Origin of the sequence: Alteromonas sp. 76-1 (genome assembly GCF_900654235.1) — a bacterium.
GTDB classification, from domain to species: Bacteria; Pseudomonadota; Gammaproteobacteria; order Enterobacterales; family Alteromonadaceae; genus Alteromonas; species Alteromonas naphthalenivorans.
The window spans coordinates 46,432-66,956 of record NZ_LR136958.1 but is presented as its reverse complement, the minus strand read 5'-3'; the positions used below and the strand labels follow the sequence as shown (position 1 = coordinate 66,956).

The following is a 20,525-nucleotide window of genomic DNA, read 5'->3' as shown; positions in this document are numbered from 1 at the left end:
AAAATTTCGACAACTGTTATTTAGTAATAAGAACACTTTCTTGGCATAAATAAAAAAGCCGCTAATGAAAGCGGCTTTTTCGAAACTATTTATTATTACTGTACGGTCGGTGCGTAAGTAAATGTCACTGGAACAGTGATAGTAGAGGTTGCAGTTGCAGTACCTGTAACTGTAACTGTGTTAGTAGTACCAACACAAACGCCATCTACTAATGGATCATCGCCTTCACAAGTAGCTGTACCTTCGCCACCATCATCATCAATAGCTGTTGATGAATTATTAGAAACAACACCAGCAACAACGCCAGCTACCACAGCAGCAGTAGCTACAACTGGAGCAGTAACAGCACCAAGCCCTGTAGATCCAGCTCCGCCTTCAGAGTCTTGAGCGCTAACACCAGCAGACATAGCTGCTGCTGCAAACAATGCAATAATTGACTTTTTCATATTAGTCCTTTCAGAAAATTTACCCATTAGAGTCACATGCTAAATCATTTTCAACGATTTGACTAGATTATATTCGATGAATGACTAACAAATTCTATGTTAACAGGCCTCGCTGGGCAAATGAAACCGTTTCCGTGTCTCCGACCACAAAATGATCTAGAACAGAAACGTCGATCATTGCCATCGCATTCTGGATCTCCCCGGTCAGCCTAATATCTGCTTGACTCGGTTCTGCCACGCCTGAAGGATGATTATGAACTAAGATCACGGCCGCTGCATTATCTTTCATCACTTGTTTTAAAAGCTCTCGGGGATAAACCGCCGCACTATTAATCGTGCCTGTAAACATGGTTCTACACGCAATAAGTTGGTGCTGACTGTCTAACATCAACAGCAGGAATTTTTCATGCTGACAGTCCCGTAGCTTTGCTTGCAAATAACGCTTTGTATCATCCACATTATTAAATACGTCTTGTCGAGCGAGTGGGATTTCTAAGTTGCGTCTAAATATCTCAAAGGCGGCTTGGAATTGGGCAAATTTACAAGCACCAAGGCCATTCACATCGGTAAATTCGGCTTCGTTTGCCGCAACCACACCTCTTAGCGATCCCACTTTCTCCAACAGATCTCTGGCCAAACCTAAAGCGGTTTTCCCCGCCACTCCAGCGCCTAGCATAACGGCAATTAACTCAGCATCACTTAAGTATTCTGCACCGTAATAAAGTAGTTTTTCCCTAGGCCTTTCTTTAACAGGCCACACTTTTATCGACATGATTAGTTTCTCACACACCAAATGAATATAGGGTTATAGCGCAGTAGTCTATTTATAATCGACTGATCATTGGGCGAGTTCTTGTTTAAGTGACTTACTATTTAGTGCATGTTAAGCACCGAGCGTACTTTTGTTCAGCTACCGCAAAAATAGCCATCATGATAGTCTTAGGTTATGTAAAAAATGATGTTTCAAATATGTCTTTAGCAAATCAAAATATTCTGCTTGGTGTTAGTGGTGGGATTGCCGCTTATAAAACCCCAGATTTAGTGCGTAAGCTTACCGCGCTAGGCGCGAATGTACGTGTTGTACTAACAGGCTCTGCGGCTGAATTTGTAAGCCCTCTTTCGTTACAAGCGGTGTCTGGTAATCCAGTACATCAACATTTGCTAGACCCAGCTGCAGAAGCGGCAATGGGCCATATAGAGTTGGCTAAATGGGCAGATGTGTTACTTATTGCCCCCGCTACAGCCAATATTATGGCTAAGCTGGCTCATGGATTGGCTGACGACTTGCTCACCACTTTATACTTGGCAACAGAAGCGAAAACTTTTATTGCCCCTGCAATGAATCAGCAAATGTGGAAAGCAACGGCAACACAAGTAAATTTAGGTATCTTAACGCAGCATGGTGCATTATTTATAGGCCCTGCTGATGGAGAGCAAGCCTGTGGTGATGTAGGCTCAGGCCGTATGGTGGAGCCGGTAGAAATTGCTTCTGCCATCAGCCGAAGCCTAGGCACCTCAAACGATAAGATATTATTGGGTAAACACCTCCTTATTACAGCAGGTCCAACACGAGAACCACTGGATCCGGTCCGCTACATTTCCAATCATAGTTCGGGAAAAATGGGTTTTGCTATTGCTGATATGGCCGTTAAAGCGGGCGCCGACGTCACTCTTATCGCGGGGCCAGTAAACTTACCTACCCCTGATGGATGTAAGCGTATTGATGTGACTACCGCCGATGAAATGTTAGTGGCATGCGAGCAAGCGGTTTCTCAATCCGATATTTTTGTGGCCACGGCTGCGGTAGCAGATTATAAAGCTGTGCAGGTTGCCGAAAATAAAATTAAGAAAATCGGCGATGAGTTAACACTTACTTTTGTTAAAAACCCTGATATTCTAGCAACGATTGCAACGCGAACTGATAAGCCTTTTTGTGTTGGTTTTGCTGCAGAAAGCCAAGATGTGGAGTTGTATGCCCGTGGAAAGCTGAAAAACAAAAAGCTTGATATGATTGCGGCAAACGACATAACTGCAGACGGACTTGGCTTTAATAGCGACAATAATGCATTGCATGTGATTTGGGACGATGGCGATAAATACTTACCTGCCACGACAAAACCTAAGTTAGCAGAGGCATTGTTATTGCTTATTGCGAATCGATTTAAAAGCAAGAATATTGTTCAATAGCCAAGCTTAGAACATCACTCAAAAATAAAAAATAACGATATACGCTAATACAAGTATTCTGCGTGTCGATAATAACAAGAACTCATCATAACGATTTGGCCTGAGCCAACTTAACATGGAACGGACTTCTTAAGTCCGGTTGCGGAGGAATTACTCTCATCATGCCTGCTGTCAAAAAAACAAATCGCAGAGCCCAAATTCTGCAAGCCCTAGCGGGAATGTTGGAAACAAACCCTGGTCAACGTATCACTACAGCAAAATTAGCTGAAAAAGTGGGCGTTTCAGAAGCGGCGCTGTATCGCCACTTTCCAAGTAAAGCCAGAATGTTCGAAGGACTCATTGAGTTCATCGAAGAAACCTTGTTTACCCGCATTAATAAAATAGTTAACGAAGAAAAAGACTCGCTGACTCGCTGTCAGCTAATTCTTCACCTTATCTTAGGCTTTGCCGAAAAGAACCCCGGCATTACCCGTATATTAAACGGTGATGCATTGATGGGAGAGCAAGACCGATTGCGTGCTCGCATAGCTAAACTCTTTGAACGCCTTGAGACTCAGCTTAAGCAGGTATTGCGTGAGCGCAAGTTGCGTGAAGGAAAAACCCTATCAGCCGATGAAGCGATAATTGCTAACATGCTTATTTGTTACACCGACGGCCGCATTAACTTGTTTATTCGAAGTGGTTTCACCCGTAAACCAACTGAACAGTTCAATGAGCAATGGGCTGCTTTTAAGCAGATGTTTGTATAAAACAGTTCGATATAAAGTGACCCTCAGTAATAGGAATTTCCAGCTTCATGGGGTCACTTCATACAGCTCTTTTTTAATTCGTATAGGGTTAAATAACGTTCAGCATATTAGATTTACCTATCTAGCTTCACCTGTAACAAATAACTAAGAAATAAGCCTTCTTTTTATTAGCTTAAAATTAACTTTCCAATTTGTTCTTAGCTTATGCTTAAAAGCGCCAGCGCTATTTAATTGAGGATCTTCAGCATTAGATTTGAAATTTTCTAATGCTTGCGGATGCAAATTAAATGAATCAATAGCGCTCCTTGCTACGTTACCGTAGCCTTTATATTCATTTACTTTGTTTTCAATGTGAATAACTGACATCCACAACCTTTTACCACGTACAGGAGTAACTTCTTTTACACTGCGCCAATAGCCATGCCTTTCCTGAGTCCATATTGTTTTAAAGTTTTCACTCTTTTCAATCAAACTCATAAATGGGTTGTGAACATGTGAATGCAGACCAAACCTTACCCGTGGTGAAACCTGTAGCGTATATCCGTCAACAAAATCGATAACTCTAAATTCTTGCTTAGAGAATTGATTGTGTACTTCTTTTACAAAATCTTGATGAAGACTGTCGTCGTTATCTAGCCTTGTTGTAATTAAATAAGGCGTTGTGAGACGAGTTTTTATTTCTCTGGTAATCGACGGTAAAAAATCGTCCATTCCATCTGCATAAATAGGTATGAATTTGGAAAATTTTGAAGAGAGCTCACTAATTTTTTCACGAAAGACTTGTGGTGTCGTTTTATCGAAAAACACTAACCATTCAAAATCTTTTTTAGTTTGAGCTTTTATCGAAGAATAGCAATACTGTTCAAACAGCTCTAATCTATTCTCCATCCACTTTTCGGTTAAAACTTTAGATTGAGATTTTGTCTCATCCCAACCTTTTTTCCTAAGATTAAAGCGCGTCAATATAAAGTGCTGAAACATAATAATGCCATTAAATATTTAGAAGATACTTTTTACTAATTGATAACTCAAACGTAAAAATTCCATGTAATCCCTGATTTAGAGTAAAAAAAAGCTTACTAGTTCTGTATTAGTAAAAAATAAGTTTAAATATTCTCTAAAATCATCTTCCAAGTGCAACATCGCTCATTTGCGTACAATCATCATGGTGGTATAAGGCTAGAATGTTTTCTCTAGCGAATATCAACAACGACCCTATCTCGTTACATCGATACAGGTTATGTTTAACCTCAATGGGCTTTCAAATCACTTAACATGATCAAAATCGCCTACAAAAAAAGCAGCATATACATGCTGCTTTTTTATTTAAGATAAAGCTACGTTATTTACTGAACGTATTCCCGAAGAAATCACCCTCATTCCATTTCGGTTTCTCTTCTTGATTCGCTAGGGTCCAACCGATTTGCGCATTTACTTTGGTAAAGGCTTCAGCAGCATTCCAATTAAATGGCTGGTTAATATCATCGCTAGGTTTGTGATAATTCGTTGATAAGAAGTGACCAAACACTTTGCTACCATCTACCTCTGGATCTTTTGATGTTAACCCAGGCACTAAAAATACCGCTGGTACGCCTTGTTTAACAAACGCGTAGTGATCTGAGCGAGTAAATAACGCTTGGTCTGGCCAAGGATCGGGGCTTAATGAAATATCGGCGTTACTTGCGGCAGTTTCTACTGAGGCCTTCAAATCACTATGGTTAGCACCAAACGCAATTACGTCGGCAAACTCATACGTTAAAATAGGCATATCAAGGTTGACGTTTGCCACCATTGACGTCACCGGCACGGTAGGATTGCGAGCAAAGTAATCTGCCCCTAATAATCCTTTTTCTTCACCTGTTACTGATACAAACAATATCGAACGTTTTGGTTTTACGCCCATTTCGCTGAATAAGCGTGCGGTTTCTAGCATTACCGACGTGCCAGATGCGTTATCCATAGCGCCGTTGTTGATATTGTCTTTTTTAACGGTTTTCGCGAAGCCGATGTGATCTGAGTGCGCCGAAAAAACAACGTATTCGTCTTTAAGCGCAGGATCTGAACCTTCAAGCACGCCAACAACATTGGGGCTAGTCACTACTTCGTGAGTGCTCTTTTTACTTAAGCTAACTGTGCCAGGTAACGCAAAGCCTGTTGGAACTTTATCGGCTTCAAGATCGGCATAAATATCATCAAGTTCTCGTTCTGCACCTTCAAACAAGGTTTTTGCCGCAGCTTCACTTAAATAGGCACCACCTTTAATTTGTGGGAAGGTATTGGCAGGCTGACCTTCGTCGTTTAGCCAAGCCATGCGCGGTGTATGAATATAGCTTAAGCGACTTTGATAAGGCCGTACTTTTTCGTTTTTAGGCGTGGTGATGGTGATCATACCAATTGCACCATGCTCAGCGGCGTATTTTTGCTTTTGATACCCTGAGGCAAAATGAGCACCTTCTTCCGAAGGAAAATCACTTGGTTTACCGGCTAGGGAAACCACAATTTTGCCTTCCACATCGATATTTTCATAATCGTTGTGAGACAACTCGTCAGCTACTATGCCATAGCCAACAAACACAAGTTCGCCAGAAACATTAGCATCTACACTAAGTAAACTAGGACCCGCTAAATATTCTTTGGGATAAGCAAAATCAATTTTTTCGCCATTACGGTTAAGCGTAAATTCGGGGGACTCTTGCAATAGATTGGCTTTACGGAAGCTCACCTGCTGCATGTAACCGTCGGTACCCGCTGGTTTCAAACCGTATTTTGCGAATTCTGTCGCAATATATAGCGCGGCAATTTCATGCCCTCGAGAACCCGTATCACGACCTTCAAGTAAGTCATCGGCTAAGAAAAATAAGTGTGACTTTATACGCTGAGTATCAGGGTTAAAGCTATTTTCTGTCGTTTCATGGTTATGCGCAGTGGCAGCCAAAGCCATCGCCGTCATCGCACTTCCAAGTAATAGTTTTTTTATCATTGTATTTCCACTATTTTTAAGGTCTTTACATAATACCTTACCCAAGCGATTCCGTAACGTTCAAGCCAAGGGATTTTCGACCATTGCCCGTATTCATAGACCATTGTAATATTCACGCTCTTCGAATCATCATGAAATTAACGACCCCTTTATGACAAAAGCTGACCCTTTATATCGCGTGCAGTTCATCAGTAATGGCGAGCGCTACGATGTGTACGTCAAATCACTTTCCCAAAGTGGCTTATTTGGATTTGTGGAAATAGGTGAATTTGTGTGGGATACCCATACCGGCATAGTGGTAGATCCCAGCCATGAAAAGCTCAAATCAGAGTTCGCAGACGTTACCAGTACTTACATTCCTATGCATAACATCCTTAGAATTGATACGGTCAGTAAAAAAGGCACAGCCAAAATTACTAAATTAGACAGTAAGTCTGATAAAGTAATGCCTTTCCCTAGCCCAATTTATACACCTAACAAAGAGTAACCCACCGTGATAATCCGGTCTAAGGTTACCGGAGGCTCTCATGTATCGTTATTTGTTACTTTTTACGCTGGTTCTGACTAACTTTACTTCATTGGCAAACACCAACGAGGATAAGTCATTTTATGCGTTGTTAGATGAAATTTGGGAATATGAGATTAGTGTTTCCCCACTTCTAGCCTCGAGACAAGGTGATAATTCGCAAAATGACAAGCTACCCGATATTTCACCGGAAGGGTTGGCAACGCAAGATCAACAATGGCAAGCGTACCGTAAAGCGTTAAAAGCGTATTCTAAGGATAATCTATCTGATGAAGCGTTTATTTCCTTACTTATGCAGCAATATCGGCTAGAGAACTATATTAGCCAATATCACTTTCGCGCTTATCTTGTCCCCATAAACTCCGAATACGGTTTTCATGGTGCCATGGCATCATTGCCAAATTTGTCTGCATTTAAAAGCGTGGATGACTACCAAGCTTATATATCTCGTTTGCATGCACTTAAACCCTACTTTAAACAGCAAATTGCCTATATGCGTCAAGGTCTAGAAGAAGGTTATACTCAACCTAAAGTGGTCCTTGAAGGTTTCGAAAATGCGGTAGCCGCCTATATTCTGGACGACCCAAAGAAGAGTGGGTTCTACAGCCCATTTACCCGATTTCCCAAACATATAGATGCCTCGCAACAAGCAGCTTTAGCTCAACAGGGTCACAAAGCCATCACCACCAGCGTTTTCCCTGCTTACCAAGCATTTTATGACTTTATGGTTGATGAGTATATTCCTGGCGCCCGAGCCGCCATTGCTGCTAACGAGTGGCCTGATGGCAAAGCTTATTACGCTAATCGCGCTAAGCATTACACCACAACAGATATGAGTCCTGAAGACATTCACACCCTTGGCTTAAGAGAAGTGAAGCGCATTCGCGCAGAAATGCAAAGCGTAGTAGATAGCCTTAATTTCGATGGCAGTATTGATGAATTCATTACCTTTTTGCGTGAAGACCCACAATTTTATGCCTCCAGCGCAGAAGAGCTACTTAAAGAGGCTTCTTTTATAGCGAAAAAGATGGACGCAAAATTACCCTCGCTATTTGAATACTTGCCTCGCACACCTTATGGCGTAGCGCCGGTTCCCGATAGTATCGCCCCTAAGTACACCACGGGTCGTTATATTCATCCTAGTCGTGACGATCAGCCTGGTTATTATTGGGTAAATACTTATGCGCTAGATAAGCGCCCGCTTTATGCCCTTCCAGCACTGACATTGCACGAAGCTGTACCTGGGCATCATTTACAAATATCTTTAGCGGCGGAATTAGAAAATTTACCCATGGTTCGTCGTAACACTTATATTTCGGCCTTTGGTGAAGGTTGGGGTTTGTATTCTGAATTTTTAGGAATTGAAGCGGGCATTTATGAAGACCCCTATGATAATTTCGGCCGCCTAAGCTATGAAATGTGGCGTGCGTGTCGTCTTGTAGTAGATACCGGCATGCACACCATGGGATGGAGCCGAGATAGAGCGGTTGATTTCATGATGTCCAATACGGCTTTATCAGAGCATAACGTGAATACTGAAATTGACCGATACATATCATGGCCAGCCCAAGCTCTCTCTTATAAAATCGGTGAAATTAAAATAAAGGCGCTACGTGAAAAGGCTGAGATTGCACTTGGGCAGCATTTCGATGTGCGCAAATTTCACCGAGCAGTTTTAGAAAATGGGTCTATACCCCTCTTTATTTTAGAGCAAAAAATTAATCAATTCATAGAAGAACAAAAGGCGGCGATGTAATGATATTTGCATTTGGGATCATAGGGCTGCTTGTCCTGTTTTTGATTTATCTAGCACTTCGTGTACAAACGCTGCAACGAGAGCTTACGCTTACACGCTCATCAGCAAAACAAAGTGGTAATAAAGTTAATCATGCTTATAAAAACTTAGTGCTAGTGACAGATGCCTTAGAAAAAACATATGCCGCTCGCATTGAAAGTGCTTACAAAAGTCGCTTGATAAGTCAGCAACAACATACTGCGCTTATGCCGCTTATGCTTAACTTCTCAAGTATTGTAATGGCCTGCTGTGAAAAAGGCGCTACGCTAGAAGAAGCATTAGATTCTGCATTAAACAGCACCGATGTATCGCAAAGCGATGTACGAGACGTGATTAAAGAAATGCCAGGCCCTATTCGTATGGCATGGTCTAAAAACAGCGCTGATGGTTTTATCGGGGCCTGCCAATTAATTACTAGCTCGGTAGGCGGTAACACTAAAAAAAGTCCTGCCAGCAACGATGCCAGCACAGCGTAAAAATTTGAGTAATTTTTTCAGATAGTTAGATGTCTTCACAAACTTAACTATTTGCCTTATCTTGAAAATACAAACCTCTACACTATAATACTGTACATATATACAGTATTATAGTGTTATGAATATTCCTATATCACCCATTAATGAAACTCGTTCAAAAGCGGCGCTTTTTGATAAGCACCCTCATATATGGCGAGCTCGAGAGAAGCCTGTAAGTGAAAACAAGTTTTTGCTGGGTCCTCGTGTTTTAGATGAGGCCCTGCATGGTGGTATCGCGACTTCCGGAGTAGTCAGAATTGCGTCATTAACCGGTATTGGGGAAATCACGCTTTTTAAACAAGTTTTAACGATGCATCGGGCGCACAAACTGCGTGTATTTATAAAACCACCCGCACAGCTTCAAGCACCTTGGTTAAGCAGCTTAGGCGTAGACTTAGAACAAGTCATTGTCGTGCTTGCAAAAACAGATAAAGAAGCCTTGTGGGCAGCAGAGCAATGCTTAAAAAGTGCAGCTTGTCATTGTGTATTGCTTTGGAATAATACTATGGATGCAAAAGCAGCTCGGCGTTTACAAGTGGCTGCATCGCATAACGATACCCTTTGCTTACTTTTTACTTCCCCTCATCAACAAGGGGCTTCTTTTCCCATTGCTCTCGATTTAAGTCTGCATATTCGTGATGCGCAATTGGTTGTTAATATCATTAAGCAGCGTCATGGATGGCCCGTATCGAATATTGTGGTCCCCCACTCATGGACCCCTAACAACCACGCCATTCAATCGGCTATGCAGAATAATAAGAAAACCGAGCCAACATTACACTCGGTGATTTAATCATGCTATGGGCTTATTTTTACTGCTATCAGTTAACCCTTGATGCCTATAAAAACGATGGCGGCGCCACCGACGGTGAAATTCCTGTTGTGGTTTATCACGAACAAGGCAACCAAGTAGTACAAGCTAATTCGCACGCCATTAAAAAAGGAATTGAATGCGGCCAAGGGCTTGCACAAGCTGCTGCGCTTTGCCCTCAAGTGCACATTCTGGAATTTAACCGTAATACCGAAAAGGAAACGCTTCTGTTTCTTGCACATCGGTTATACCCACTCGCATCAGATATTGTAATTGATGATCACAACGCCATCGCTATTCGACTTGATAATTTACTGCAGTATTACGGTGGCCTTGACGCTTTATGGCATGTACTTATAAACGAACTACATTCTGCGGGTATTCATTATTACTTCGCCACAGCATGGGGGGTGGAGGCAGCTCGCCTTCTCGCTCACAATAAAACAAACCGCTATACCGATAATAAAGAAAGCATAATATTACTATTGTCACGGTGTAAGCTAGAGCAGACCTCGCTTGATTCAAAAACCATTGCCACACTTGCTAAAGTAGGTGTCAGACAGGTAGGCCAACTACTTAAACTTCCTGTTCATGAACTTGGACAGCGCTTTTCAAACGATACTATTCGTTATTTAACCGCCCTAAGGGGAGAAACCTTCCCAAAATATGCTTTATTCAGGCCTTCGGAAAAATTTCAGCGAACAAAAACGCTATCGTTTGAAGTGGAGAACACTCAACACTTATTGCCGAGTATTAAGTCCCTACTAGTTACGCTAGAACACTACTTACGCGCACGAAACTTACTCACCTCATCTATTATTTTTCGCGTGCACTTTAGAGAAGAAGAGCCCTTATTAATAGAGGTTAATGGGGCTATGCCTTTTGCTGCACAAAAGGACTGGTTGGCACTGGTTGAACTTAAAATTGAGACGCTTCTATTGCCGGAACCCGCCGTTGCTATATCCCTAACTTGCCAGCAATTCGAGTCCATTGAGAACGATGGAAACGATTTCTTTTCACATCGATTTACCACCGTGGCACAAAAACAACTTATTGGAAGATTAAAAGCTAAATTAGGCAATGCCAGTACGCTTCATCCTAAAGCGGGAAACAGCCACACGTTTGAAGGCATGACAGTAAATCAAGTCGTAGAAACTACACCTGCTTATACCACTGATATAGCACCTGCCTTCTTGTTTCAACACCCTATGCCCCTAAACCTAGCGACACGTATTTGCTTTGGTCCTATTCGACTTCAGACACAGTGGTGGAGTAGCGCTGCTAGCCAAAAAGATTATTTTATAGCCGAAACTAGTCACGGTGTGCGCTTGTTAGTTTTTAAAGATGCAAAAGCCAGTTGGTGGACACAAGGCGTTTACAGTTAATGTATAGTGAGCTTTTTTGTCAAAGCCACTATAGCTTTTTAACAGGGGCATCTTCTCCTGCCCAGTTAGTGACTACCGCCTCTTTTCTTGGGTACGAAGCGTTAGCGATTACCGATGAATGTTCCGTGGCCGGTGTGGTGCGAGCTTATGCTGAAATCACACAGCAAAAACTTCCTATTAAGCTCATTATCGGCAGCTACTTTCGTTTCGATAATGCATTCTCTTTTGTATTACTCTGCCCTGATAAAGCAGCATATACCGAACTTTGCCGCATTATTACTAATGCCAGAAGGCGCAGCCAAAAAGGTGAGTATCAACTTGCAGAGTGGGATTTGCGTACGATACGTCATTGCACGCTAATATGGATCCCTAGTACTCAGGAAGAAAAAGATAATTACTGGGCGACTTGGCTAACCAGCCAACCCAATATAAAAACATACATAGGCGCACAACGTTTACTTGATGGGTATGATCATCATCGATTTGCGACTTACACACAACTACAGGAAAGATTTGAGTTTCCTATTCTTGCTTGTACTGGCGTGCTTATGCACCATGTGGATAACCTTCCACTTCAACATGTTCTTCATGCCACCCAAGCACATACGCAAGTAAGTAAATTGGGGCGAGCAGCATTAAGCAATGCCGAGCGTAGCTTGCGTACCGTTTCAAAATTAAAAAAGCTCTTCCCTGAAAAGTGGATTGCCAATGCTATTGACGTGGCGAGAGGCTGTCTATTTTCGTTAACAGAGCTACGCTATCAATATCCTTCTGAACTTATACCCAAAGGTGCATCGCCCACCACGTATTTGAGAGAGCGTGTAGAAGCCGGCATAAAAGTGCGTTTCCCAGATGGCCTGACCGATGCGCTTAGGGCACTTATTGAAAAAGAACTCTCACTTATTCACGAACAAGAGTACGAGTACTTTTTTCTTACCATTTACGACATTGTTCAATTCGCCAAAGCGCGCAAAATCCTCTATCAAGGCAGAGGTTCGGCGGCTAACTCTATTGTGTGCTATTGCCTAGAGATTACCGCCGTTGATCCACGGCAAATCAATGTGCTTTTTGAACGCTTTATCTCTAAAGAACGAAACGAACCGCCTGACATCGACGTAGATTTCGAGCACCAACGTCGTGAAGAAATTATTCAATATATCTATGAAAAATATGGCAGAGAAAGAACTGCCATTGCTTCTACGGTTATCTGCTATCGCTTTAAATCAGCGTTTAAAGATGTAGGTAAAGCCTTGGGCTTCAGTGAGTCGCAATTAAGCTTCGTGATGAAGCAAATTAATCGCCGAGATAGTGTCATTCCTTGGCAGTCTCAGCTTGCGAATTTAGGGCTCGACCCGGCAAATGAAAGGGTAAAACTTCTAATTAGTATCACCGAGCAACTTCTCGGCACGCCTCGGCATCTTTCTCAGCACGTTGGTGGTTTTGTTATTAGTTCAGGGCCACTGTATGAGTTGGTCCCTGTTGAGAATGCAGCTATGCAAGAGCGCACTATTATTCAGTGGGATAAAGATGATATTGAAACGCTAGGACTACTTAAAGTTGATGTATTAGCTTTGGGCATGCTAAGCGCCATTCGCCGTACCTTTGACTTACTTAACAAGCAATTCCCTATCAATATAGATATTCCTTTCATTACCAAATTAGGCGATGACAAACAGGTTTACGATATGATTTGCCAAGCTGATACCGTCGGCGTATTTCAAATTGAATCTCGCGCACAAATGTCGATGCTTCCTCGTTTAAAGCCTCGCCGTTATTATGACTTAGTGGTACAAATAGCTATTGTTAGACCCGGCCCTATTCAAGGGGATATGGTGCATCCTTATCTTCTACGGCGGCATGGAAAAGAAGCCATAACCTACCCTTCTGAAGAAGTAAAAGAAGTGTTATCGCGTACTATGGGTGTTCCAATTTTTCAGGAACAAGTGATAAAACTGGCCATGGTTGCGGCTGACTTTAGTGGCGGTGAAGCAGATCAATTACGTCGCGCTATGGCTAGCTGGAAAAAAGACGGCCGAATTTTTGAGTTTAAAGAAAAGCTGATAAAAGGCATGGTATCGAGAGGCTACGATGCCTGTTTTTCAAATAATCTATTCGAACAAATTAAAGGCTTTGCTGGCTATGGTTTTCCAGAGTCCCACTCAGCATCGTTCGCCGTGTTAGCTTATGTATCATGTTGGTTAAAATATTATTTTCCTGTTGAGTTTTATGTTGCCTTGTTAAACAGCTGGCCAATGGGTTTTTATACGCCCTCACAGCTGGTACTAGATGCAAAGCGCCATCATGTTACGGTACATGCGCCTTGTGTGAATGCATCAAATTACGAACACTTAATTGTTGAATGTAAAGGCGATAAGCAAATCCAGCTTGGCCTAACGCTTGTAAAAGGCTTAAGTGAAAAGAGTGCAAACCTTATTGTTAGCTGCAGGCCGTCAACTGGCTATAAAAATATAGAGGGTGTGCGAACCCTCGCAATACGTCCTGATGAACTAGAAGCATTAGCGAGTGCAGATGCATTTAGAAGTATTGCAGGTAATCGCTATCAAACACGTTGGCGGCTAATGGACAAGCAAGCCAATTTGCCGTTGTTTGAACATACTAATAACGAGGACACTTTCAATACTACCCCAAGCGTAGCAGAAACCTTAATTGAAGATTATGCTTCTATAGGGCTTTCGGTTAACGACCACCCTGTAGCACTGTTGCACAGAGAGCGAGAGCTAGGCTTTATTACCCCAGCTAAAGCTTTACTTCAAAAGCCTCATAAATCTATTGTAAAAATACTTGGATGCGTGACTGGGCGACAAGCACCAGGCAGTGCAGCTGGGGTTACATTTTTAACGTTAGAAGACCATACTGGAAATATTAACGTTGTAGTATGGCAGGCTACCTCTCGCGCCCAGCATAAGAGCTTTTTAAAGGCTAAGCTTATGCAAGTTGATGGAATTATTGAACGCTCGAAGGAGGGGGTTATTCATATTATTGCGGGAAAATTAATAGACCGAACACCATGGCTTGAGGATATCAGTATGCCATCAAGAGACTTTCATTAAGTCCAATTGCGTATATACGCGTTTTATAGTCTCAGGTATTGTAGTATCAACATGACAAGGAGTTCGATATGAAACAGGGGTTGTTTTGCCTATTACTGATATGGATTAGTACAGCGGCAACTGCTGAAAAATTTATTGTAGGCTCACAAAATATAGAATATTACCCCCATTATAATTTTTCTTCACCTATTGATAAGGGTGTTGGCTGGGCAATACTTGAAGCCTTTTCCGAAGCATCTGGTCACGAATTTTCGTATTTAACTATGCCTGTTCGGCGTCTTCAAATGGAAATGCTCAAAGGGCATGTGGATTTTGTATATCCCGATAACCCGGGCTGGTATAACGATGTCACTGACACCAAAGAAAAATATTTTTCGGTTGCACTTACCCGTGCCGTTACAGGTACTTTTGTAAAACCAAAAAATGTGAATAAAGGTATCAACGCTATTAAGAGAATTGCTATGCCCCTTGGATTTACTCCAGTGAATTGGCAAGCAAGATTAGATCAAAACCTCATTAAAATAGTGTCTATCTCTGATACTTTTGCAGGCTTGTCGTTACTACAATTAGAGCGTGTAGACGCCTTAGATTTCGAATACCATGTGGGAAATTACTACTCTAATCAGTCGCCGCAAATAGGCCCTTTCATATTAGATATTACTCTACCCCATAACGAGATCCCCTTTATGCTTTCTGCTTTAAGACACCAGGAAGTCATTGAGGAACTCAATGCATTTATAAATAATAACCCAGCAATTATTGATTCGATCAAAGCACGCTATGGTATGACTACATTAGAAGCACTGACACAACAGGTTCAAACTGAATTTAGTATTGAAGATAAAGACATTTGGCAGCCTGAATAACCGTTTATGGGCTATTATTAATCTCTGTGTTAAAAAATAGTATTCATTAATAAGGTAACACCAGTGGGCTATATAAAACGGACTTTCTACTGCCTTCTCTTTATTTTCGGCGGCAACTTAGCTCAAGCAGAACAGTACATTATTGGTGCTCAAAATATTGAGTACTTTCCTCACTATGATTTCACTTCTAAAGTTGATAAAGGCGTAGGGTGGGCAATTTTAGAAGCCTTTTCTGATGCCTCAGGGCATGAATTCGTTTATTTAGACATGCCTGTTCGAAGGTTACAAATTGAATTAAATAAAGGGAATGTAGATTTCGTCTATCCTGATAACCCACGTTGGAATAGCGCAGATACTACCGCTTTCAAGAAGACCTATTCGAAGCCTATTACTCATACGTTATCTGGAACACTTGTTAGGTCAGAAGATATTGGAAAAGGGATAAATTTCATTAAGAAGTTAGCTATTCCACAAGGGTTTACACCGGTTAAATGGCAAAGCAGAATTGATGACAACCTTTTATCTTTAGTTCCCATTGAAGAAACTTATAATGCGCTTTCACTACTTCAACATAAAGAAGTCGATGCTGTAGATGTTGAATATCACGTTGGAAAGTATTTTATGCAGAGTTACCCTCAACTGGGTCCCTTTTCCGTTGATGTTACACTTCCTTTTATTGATGTCCCTTTTCTATTATCCACTTTACGCCACCCCGAAATAATTAAAGAGCTAAACGTATTCTTAATAAATAACCAAAGCTTAATATCTAACATCTACGAAAAATACGATATTGCTCTACCTGAAGAGCTGGTAGAAAGGTTTCGAACAGAACAAAATATTGAGAAAGACGAAGTGTGGAAGCCCCTGTAATAATTACTTATTTCAAGAAAATTCTTAAGTAACTAAAAACACATAAGCATTCCAATTGACTTTAACCCACTGAAAATTATAGATTTTCATTTCTGGTAGTGATTTTGCTTTCTCCTTCTATATTAAGGAGACAACATGTTCAAAAATACATTCAAACTTACCGTCCTAGCTTTGCTTTTACTACCTAACTTAGCGCAAGCCAAACAAACCGTCAGCGTTGATTATATGAATGGCTTTGACAATATCGACGGTATTCGTTTTGCCTATCGACCATTAGAACACAACTTAAGCACTGGATGGTTTGGTGATATCAAACTGTACTGGGAGCTTAGCGCTTACCATTGGGAATACGGTGAAGACAATAACCATAGCACAAGCTACGCGCTATCAATAACGCCAATTTTTATGAAGCAAATTAGCACCGTGTATGACTACCCTCTGTTTGTTGAAGCAGGTATAGGGGCAAGTTTCATCAATGATGAGAAAGTAGCAGGCAAAGATATAGGTTCTAACTACCAATTTGAAGACAGGCTAGGTTTAGTGCTTGAACTTGATGAAAGCCAACACGTCGCCTTGCGCTACATGCACTTCTCTAATGGGGGATTTAACAGTAATAACCCTGGATTGGATTTCATGAACCTGTCGTACGCATATAGTTTCTAATAGTCATTGCTTCAACTTAAGTGGGCTTTATGCCCACATATACTTTCATGTTCATAATTTACCTGGTGAGGCTTATGGGAATAACTAAATTACTTAAATTGAAAGCTTATGTCTTAAAGCAGACAGATAAGCTATGGCATGAAATATGTAGCTTAACCTACTAGCTCACATGATTTTATTATTTTCTTCTGTATAACTTACTATGGGTACGTTATTAAGAGACTCACTTTAACCATAGTTTTCAGTAGTTGTGTATTAACATACTGTTTTGCAGATCTAGATACAGCTGGAAGTCAGTCAAACGGCATAAGTAAGCTACGTGGTAACTTCTAGCAACGGGCTTCGCGCTAATTCCCACTTTTCTAAAGGCATAAAAAAAGGGCTATCCGTTAGGATAGCCCTTTCTTCGAATGGGAGCTTGGCAGTGTGCTACTCTCACATGGGGAAACCCCACACTACCATCGCCGCTAATACGTTTCACTTCTGAGTTCGGAATGGGATCAGGTGGTACCGTATCGCTATGGCTGCCAAGCATAAACTTTTGCAAACGTTAGTTTGCGTAATACCGACTTATTCAGTCCATATCACTTTAATAATTAACAATTTAGGAATTCTGATATTCACGTAATCAATCTTTTGAGCACTGAGTACTACTACTCTAGTTGCTTTAATTAGCTTTGTCTTACAACACTCAAGATTATAAAGCCTCTTGGGCGTTGTATGGTTAAGCCTCTCGGGCAATTAGTACAGGTTAGCTTAACGCCTTACAACGCTTCCACATCCTGCCTATCAACGTCATCGTCTATAACAACCCTTCCGGACTTTAAAAGTCAGGGATGACTCATCTTTGGGCCGGCTTCCCGCTTAGATGCTTTCAGCGGTTATCCGTTCCGAACGTAGCTACCGGGCAATGCCATTGGCATGACAACCCGAACACCAGCGGTTCGTCCACTCCGGTCCTCTCGTACTAGGAGCAGCTCCCATCAATCATCCAACGCCCACACCAGATAGGGACCGAACTGTCTCACGACGTTCTAAACCCAGCTCGCGTACCACTTTAAATGGCGAACAGCCATACCCTTGGGACCGACTTCAGCCCCAGGATGTGATGAGCCGACATCGAGGTGCCAAACACCGCCGTCGATATGAACTCTTGGGCGGTATCAGCCTGTTATCCCCGGAGTACCTTTTATCCGTTGAGCGATGGCCCTTCCATACAGAACCACCGGATCACTATGACCTACTTTCGTACCTGCTCGACGTGTCTGTCTCGCAGTTAAGCTAGCTTATGCCATTGCACTAACCTCACGATGTCCGACCGTGATTAGCTAACCTTCGTGCTCCTCCGTTACTATTTGGGAGGAGACCGCCCCAGTCAAACTACCCACCAGACACTGTCCATAATCCCGATAAGGGACCAATGTTAGAACATCAAACATACAAGGGTGGTATTTCAAGGACGGCTCCACACAATCTAGCGACTGTGCTTCGAAGCCTCCCACCTATCCTACACATGTAGGTTCAATGTTCAGTGCCAAGCTGTAGTAAAGGTTCACGGGGTCTTTCCGTCTAGGTGCGGGTACACAGCATCTTCACTGCGATTTCAATTTCACTGAGTCTCGGGTGGAGACAGCGTGGCCATGGTTACACCATTCGTGCAGGTCGGAACTTACCCGACAAGGAATTTCGCTACCTTAGGACCGTTATAGTTACGGCCGCCGTTTACCGGGGCTTCGATCAAGAGCTTCTCCGAAGATAACCCCATCAATTAACCTTCCGGCACCGGGCAGGTGTCACACCCTATACGTCCTCTTGCGAGTTAGCAGAGTGCTGTGTTTTTAATAAACAGTCCCAGCCACCTGGTCACTGCGGCCCTCATCTGCTCAAGGAGCAAGTCCTATCACAAACAAGGGCGTACCTTCTCCCGAAGTTACGGTACAATTTTGCCGAGTTCCTTCACCCGAGTTCTCTCAAGCGCCTTAGTATTCTCTACCTGACCACCTGTGTCGGTTTGGGGTACGGTTCATATAATCATAAGTTTAGAAGCTTTTCCTGGAAGCAGGGCATCAACAACTTCACTACCGTAGTAGCTCGTCTCGCATCTCAGCTTTAAGAATCCGGATTTACCTAAATTCTCGGCCTACTTGCTTTCACTTGGACAACCAACGCCAAGCTTGCTTAGCCTTCTCCGTCCCTCCATCACTGATTATATAAGTACGGAAATATTAATCCGTTTCCCATCGACTACGCATTTCTGCCTCGCCTTAGGGGCCGACTTACCCTGCCCTGATTAGCATGGGACAGGAAACCTTGGTCTTCCGGCGTGGGAGTTTTTCACTCCCATTATCGTTACTCATGTCAGCATTCGCACTTGTGATATGTCCAGCAGACTTCTCAATCCACCTTCATCCACTTACACAACGCTCCCCTACCATACGTGTAAACACGTATCCGCAGCTTCGGTATATTGCTTAGCCCCGTTACATCTTCCGCGCAGGCCGACTCGACTAGTGAGCTATTACGCTTTCTTTAAAGGGTGGCTGCTTCTAAGCCAACCTCCTAGCTGTCTATGCCTTCCCACATCGTTTCCCACTTAGCAATATTTTGGGACCTTAGCTGGCGGTCTGGGTTGTTTCCCTCTTCACGACGGACGTTAGCACCCGCCGTGTGTCTCCCGGATAGTTCTCATTGGTATTCGGAGTTTGCAAAGGGTTGGTAAGTCGGGATGACCCCCTAGCCTTAACAGTGCTCTACCCCCAATGGAATTCGTCCGAGGCTCTACCTAAATAGATTTCGGGGAGAACCAGCTATCTCCCGGTTTGATTGGCCTTTCACCCCCAGCCACAAGTCATCCCCTAACTTTTCAACGTTAGTGGGTTCGGTCCTCCAGTTGATGTTACTCAACCTTCAACCTGCCCATGGCTAGATCACCGGGTTTCGGGTCTATACCTAGCAACTAAACGCGCAGTTAACACTCGCTTTCGCTACGGCTCCGCTATTCGCTTAACCTTGCTACTAAATATAAGTCGCTGACCCATTATACAAAAGGTACGCAGTCACAGAACAAGTCTGCTCCCACTGCTTGTACGTATACGGTTTCAGGTTCTATTTCACTCCCCTCACAGGGGTTCTTTTCGCCTTTCCCTCACGGTACTGGTTCACTATCGGTCAGTTAGGAGTATTTAGCCTTGGAGGATGGTCCCCCCATATTCAGTCAAGATAACACGTGTCCCGACCTACTCGATTTCACAAAAACAAACACTTCGTGTACAGGGCTATCACCTTGTATCGCGCCACTTCCCAGAGGCTTCCACTACGTTCATAATTGCTTAAGGGCTAATCCCCGTTCGCTCGCCGCTACTAGGGGAATCTCGGTTGATTTCTTTTCCTAAGGGTACTTAGATGTTTCAGTTCCCCTCGTTCGCCTCGTTGTACTATATATTCATACAACGATACCTATAAATAGGTGGGTTTCCCCATTCGGACATCTGTGGCTCAAATGCATTTTGTCGGCTCACCACAGCTTTTCGCAGACTTACACGTCCTTCATCGCCTCTAACTGCCAAGGCATCCACCGTATACGCTTAGTCACTTAACCATACAACCCCAAAAGACCTTGCAGTCATACTCGCCTTTTGAATCCGAGTATGGGTAGTGTTGT

Annotated in this window: 15 protein-coding genes and 2 rRNA genes; 11 read left to right on the top strand and 6 right to left on the bottom strand. The window is 42.6% G+C overall.

The window, feature by feature from the left end; all coding sequences use genetic code 11:
* Positions 1-95: 95 nt before the first annotated feature.
* Together ALT761_RS00270 and radC are read right to left on the bottom strand one after the other, a co-directional pair.
* Positions 96-446, bottom strand: a complete 351-nt coding sequence (locus ALT761_RS00270) for a hypothetical protein (protein WP_129735623.1) — start codon at positions 444-446, stop codon at positions 96-98.
* 94 nt (positions 447-540) lie between these two features.
* Complete coding sequence (gene radC, locus ALT761_RS00265; protein ID WP_129735622.1) at positions 541-1,218, bottom strand: RadC family protein; 678 nt, start codon at positions 1,216-1,218, stop codon at positions 541-543.
* A gap of 197 nt (positions 1,219-1,415) precedes the next feature.
* Here radC and coaBC point away from each other — a divergent pair, with 197 nt between their 5' ends.
* Both coaBC and slmA read left to right on the top strand, forming a co-directional pair.
* Entirely contained in the window at positions 1,416-2,633 is a 1,218-nt protein-coding gene (coaBC, locus tag ALT761_RS00260; RefSeq protein WP_129735621.1) for a bifunctional phosphopantothenoylcysteine decarboxylase/phosphopantothenate--cysteine ligase CoaBC, read from the top strand.
* 161 nt (positions 2,634-2,794) lie between these two features.
* The gene (gene slmA / locus ALT761_RS00255; protein ID WP_013786158.1) at positions 2,795-3,382 is read left to right on the top strand and encodes a nucleoid occlusion factor SlmA; all 588 of its coding nucleotides are present in this window, start codon (positions 2,795-2,797) and stop codon (positions 3,380-3,382) included.
* A gap of 144 nt (positions 3,383-3,526) precedes the next feature.
* On the opposite strand, the gene ALT761_RS00250 is transcribed toward slmA, so the two are convergent.
* Both ALT761_RS00250 and ALT761_RS00245 read right to left on the bottom strand, forming a co-directional pair.
* Positions 3,527-4,363 (bottom strand): glycosyltransferase, encoded by an 837-nt coding sequence (locus ALT761_RS00250; RefSeq protein ID WP_129735620.1) that lies wholly within the window; start codon positions 4,361-4,363, stop codon positions 3,527-3,529.
* Positions 4,364-4,724: 361 nt separating this feature from the next.
* On the bottom strand, positions 4,725-6,362 hold the full coding sequence (locus tag ALT761_RS00245) for a M28 family metallopeptidase (protein WP_129735619.1): 1,638 nt from the start codon (positions 6,360-6,362) through the stop codon (positions 4,725-4,727).
* A gap of 151 nt (positions 6,363-6,513) precedes the next feature.
* Here ALT761_RS00245 and ALT761_RS00240 point away from each other — a divergent pair, with 151 nt between their 5' ends.
* The 9 genes from ALT761_RS00240 (at position 6,514) to ALT761_RS00200 (ending at position 16,864) form a co-directional block, all read left to right on the top strand.
* Entirely contained in the window at positions 6,514-6,849 is a 336-nt protein-coding gene (locus ALT761_RS00240; RefSeq protein WP_129735618.1) for a DUF1820 family protein, read from the top strand.
* Positions 6,850-6,889: 40 nt separating this feature from the next.
* Positions 6,890-8,644: a DUF885 domain-containing protein gene (locus ALT761_RS00235; RefSeq protein ID WP_129735617.1), complete on the top strand. Its 1,755-nt coding sequence runs from the start codon at positions 6,890-6,892 to the stop codon at positions 8,642-8,644.
* The gene (locus ALT761_RS00230; protein ID WP_129735616.1) at positions 8,644-9,159 is read left to right on the top strand and encodes a hypothetical protein; all 516 of its coding nucleotides are present in this window, start codon (positions 8,644-8,646) and stop codon (positions 9,157-9,159) included. Before ALT761_RS00235 ends, ALT761_RS00230 begins: the two co-directional genes overlap by 1 nt.
* A gap of 118 nt (positions 9,160-9,277) precedes the next feature.
* A complete protein-coding gene (gene imuA, locus ALT761_RS00225) occupies positions 9,278-9,991 on the top strand; it encodes a translesion DNA synthesis-associated protein ImuA (RefSeq protein ID WP_129735615.1) in 714 nt (237 codons plus the stop codon).
* A 2-nt stretch (positions 9,992-9,993) separates the two neighbouring features.
* A complete protein-coding gene (locus ALT761_RS00220) occupies positions 9,994-11,394 on the top strand; it encodes a Y-family DNA polymerase (protein ID WP_129735614.1) in 1,401 nt (466 codons plus the stop codon).
* On the top strand, positions 11,394-14,465 hold the full coding sequence (locus ALT761_RS00215) for an error-prone DNA polymerase (protein WP_129735613.1): 3,072 nt from the start codon (positions 11,394-11,396) through the stop codon (positions 14,463-14,465). Before ALT761_RS00220 ends, ALT761_RS00215 begins: the two co-directional genes overlap by 1 nt.
* A 68-nt stretch (positions 14,466-14,533) precedes the next feature.
* Positions 14,534-15,331 carry a hypothetical protein gene (locus tag ALT761_RS00210; RefSeq protein WP_129735612.1) on the top strand — a complete coding sequence of 266 codons (798 nt, stop codon included), beginning with the start codon at positions 14,534-14,536 and terminating at the stop codon, positions 15,329-15,331.
* 63 nt (positions 15,332-15,394) lie between these two features.
* Positions 15,395-16,201, top strand: coding sequence for a hypothetical protein (locus tag ALT761_RS00205; protein ID WP_129735611.1), 807 nt, complete (start codon positions 15,395-15,397; stop codon positions 16,199-16,201).
* Between the two features lie 135 nt (positions 16,202-16,336).
* Positions 16,337-16,864 carry an acyloxyacyl hydrolase gene (locus ALT761_RS00200; protein ID WP_129735610.1) on the top strand — a complete coding sequence of 176 codons (528 nt, stop codon included), beginning with the start codon at positions 16,337-16,339 and terminating at the stop codon, positions 16,862-16,864.
* 416 nt (positions 16,865-17,280) lie between these two features.
* Here the strand turns inward: ALT761_RS00200 and rrf are convergent.
* Positions 17,281-17,396: ribosomal RNA gene (gene rrf / locus ALT761_RS00195) — 5S ribosomal RNA — on the bottom strand.
* A gap of 188 nt (positions 17,397-17,584) precedes the next feature.
* Positions 17,585-20,462 (bottom strand): 23S ribosomal RNA (locus tag ALT761_RS00190).
* Positions 20,463-20,525 lie beyond the last annotated feature (63 nt).

Excerpts from the sequence above, each read along its gene's own strand:
- ALT761_RS00270 (WP_129735623.1), bottom strand. The coding sequence starts at position 446 with ATGAAAAAGTCAATTATTGCATTGTTTGCAGCAGCAGCTATGTCTGCT.
- radC (WP_129735622.1), bottom strand. The coding sequence starts at position 1,218 with ATGTCGATAAAAGTGTGGCCTGTTAAAGAAAGGCCTAGGGAAAAACTA.
- coaBC (WP_129735621.1), top strand. The coding sequence starts at position 1,416 with ATGTCTTTAGCAAATCAAAATATTCTGCTTGGTGTTAGTGGTGGGATT.
- slmA (WP_013786158.1), top strand. The coding sequence starts at position 2,795 with ATGCCTGCTGTCAAAAAAACAAATCGCAGAGCCCAAATTCTGCAAGCC.
- ALT761_RS00250 (WP_129735620.1), bottom strand. The coding sequence starts at position 4,363 with ATGTTTCAGCACTTTATATTGACGCGCTTTAATCTTAGGAAAAAAGGT.
- ALT761_RS00245 (WP_129735619.1), bottom strand. The coding sequence starts at position 6,362 with ATGATAAAAAAACTATTACTTGGAAGTGCGATGACGGCGATGGCTTTG.
- ALT761_RS00240 (WP_129735618.1), top strand. The coding sequence starts at position 6,514 with ATGACAAAAGCTGACCCTTTATATCGCGTGCAGTTCATCAGTAATGGC.
- ALT761_RS00235 (WP_129735617.1), top strand. The coding sequence starts at position 6,890 with ATGTATCGTTATTTGTTACTTTTTACGCTGGTTCTGACTAACTTTACT.
- ALT761_RS00230 (WP_129735616.1), top strand. The coding sequence starts at position 8,644 with ATGATATTTGCATTTGGGATCATAGGGCTGCTTGTCCTGTTTTTGATT.
- imuA (WP_129735615.1), top strand. The coding sequence starts at position 9,278 with ATGAATATTCCTATATCACCCATTAATGAAACTCGTTCAAAAGCGGCG.
- ALT761_RS00220 (WP_129735614.1), top strand. The coding sequence starts at position 9,994 with ATGCTATGGGCTTATTTTTACTGCTATCAGTTAACCCTTGATGCCTAT.
- ALT761_RS00215 (WP_129735613.1), top strand. The coding sequence starts at position 11,394 with ATGTATAGTGAGCTTTTTTGTCAAAGCCACTATAGCTTTTTAACAGGG.
- ALT761_RS00210 (WP_129735612.1), top strand. The coding sequence starts at position 14,534 with ATGAAACAGGGGTTGTTTTGCCTATTACTGATATGGATTAGTACAGCG.
- ALT761_RS00200 (WP_129735610.1), top strand. The coding sequence starts at position 16,337 with ATGTTCAAAAATACATTCAAACTTACCGTCCTAGCTTTGCTTTTACTA.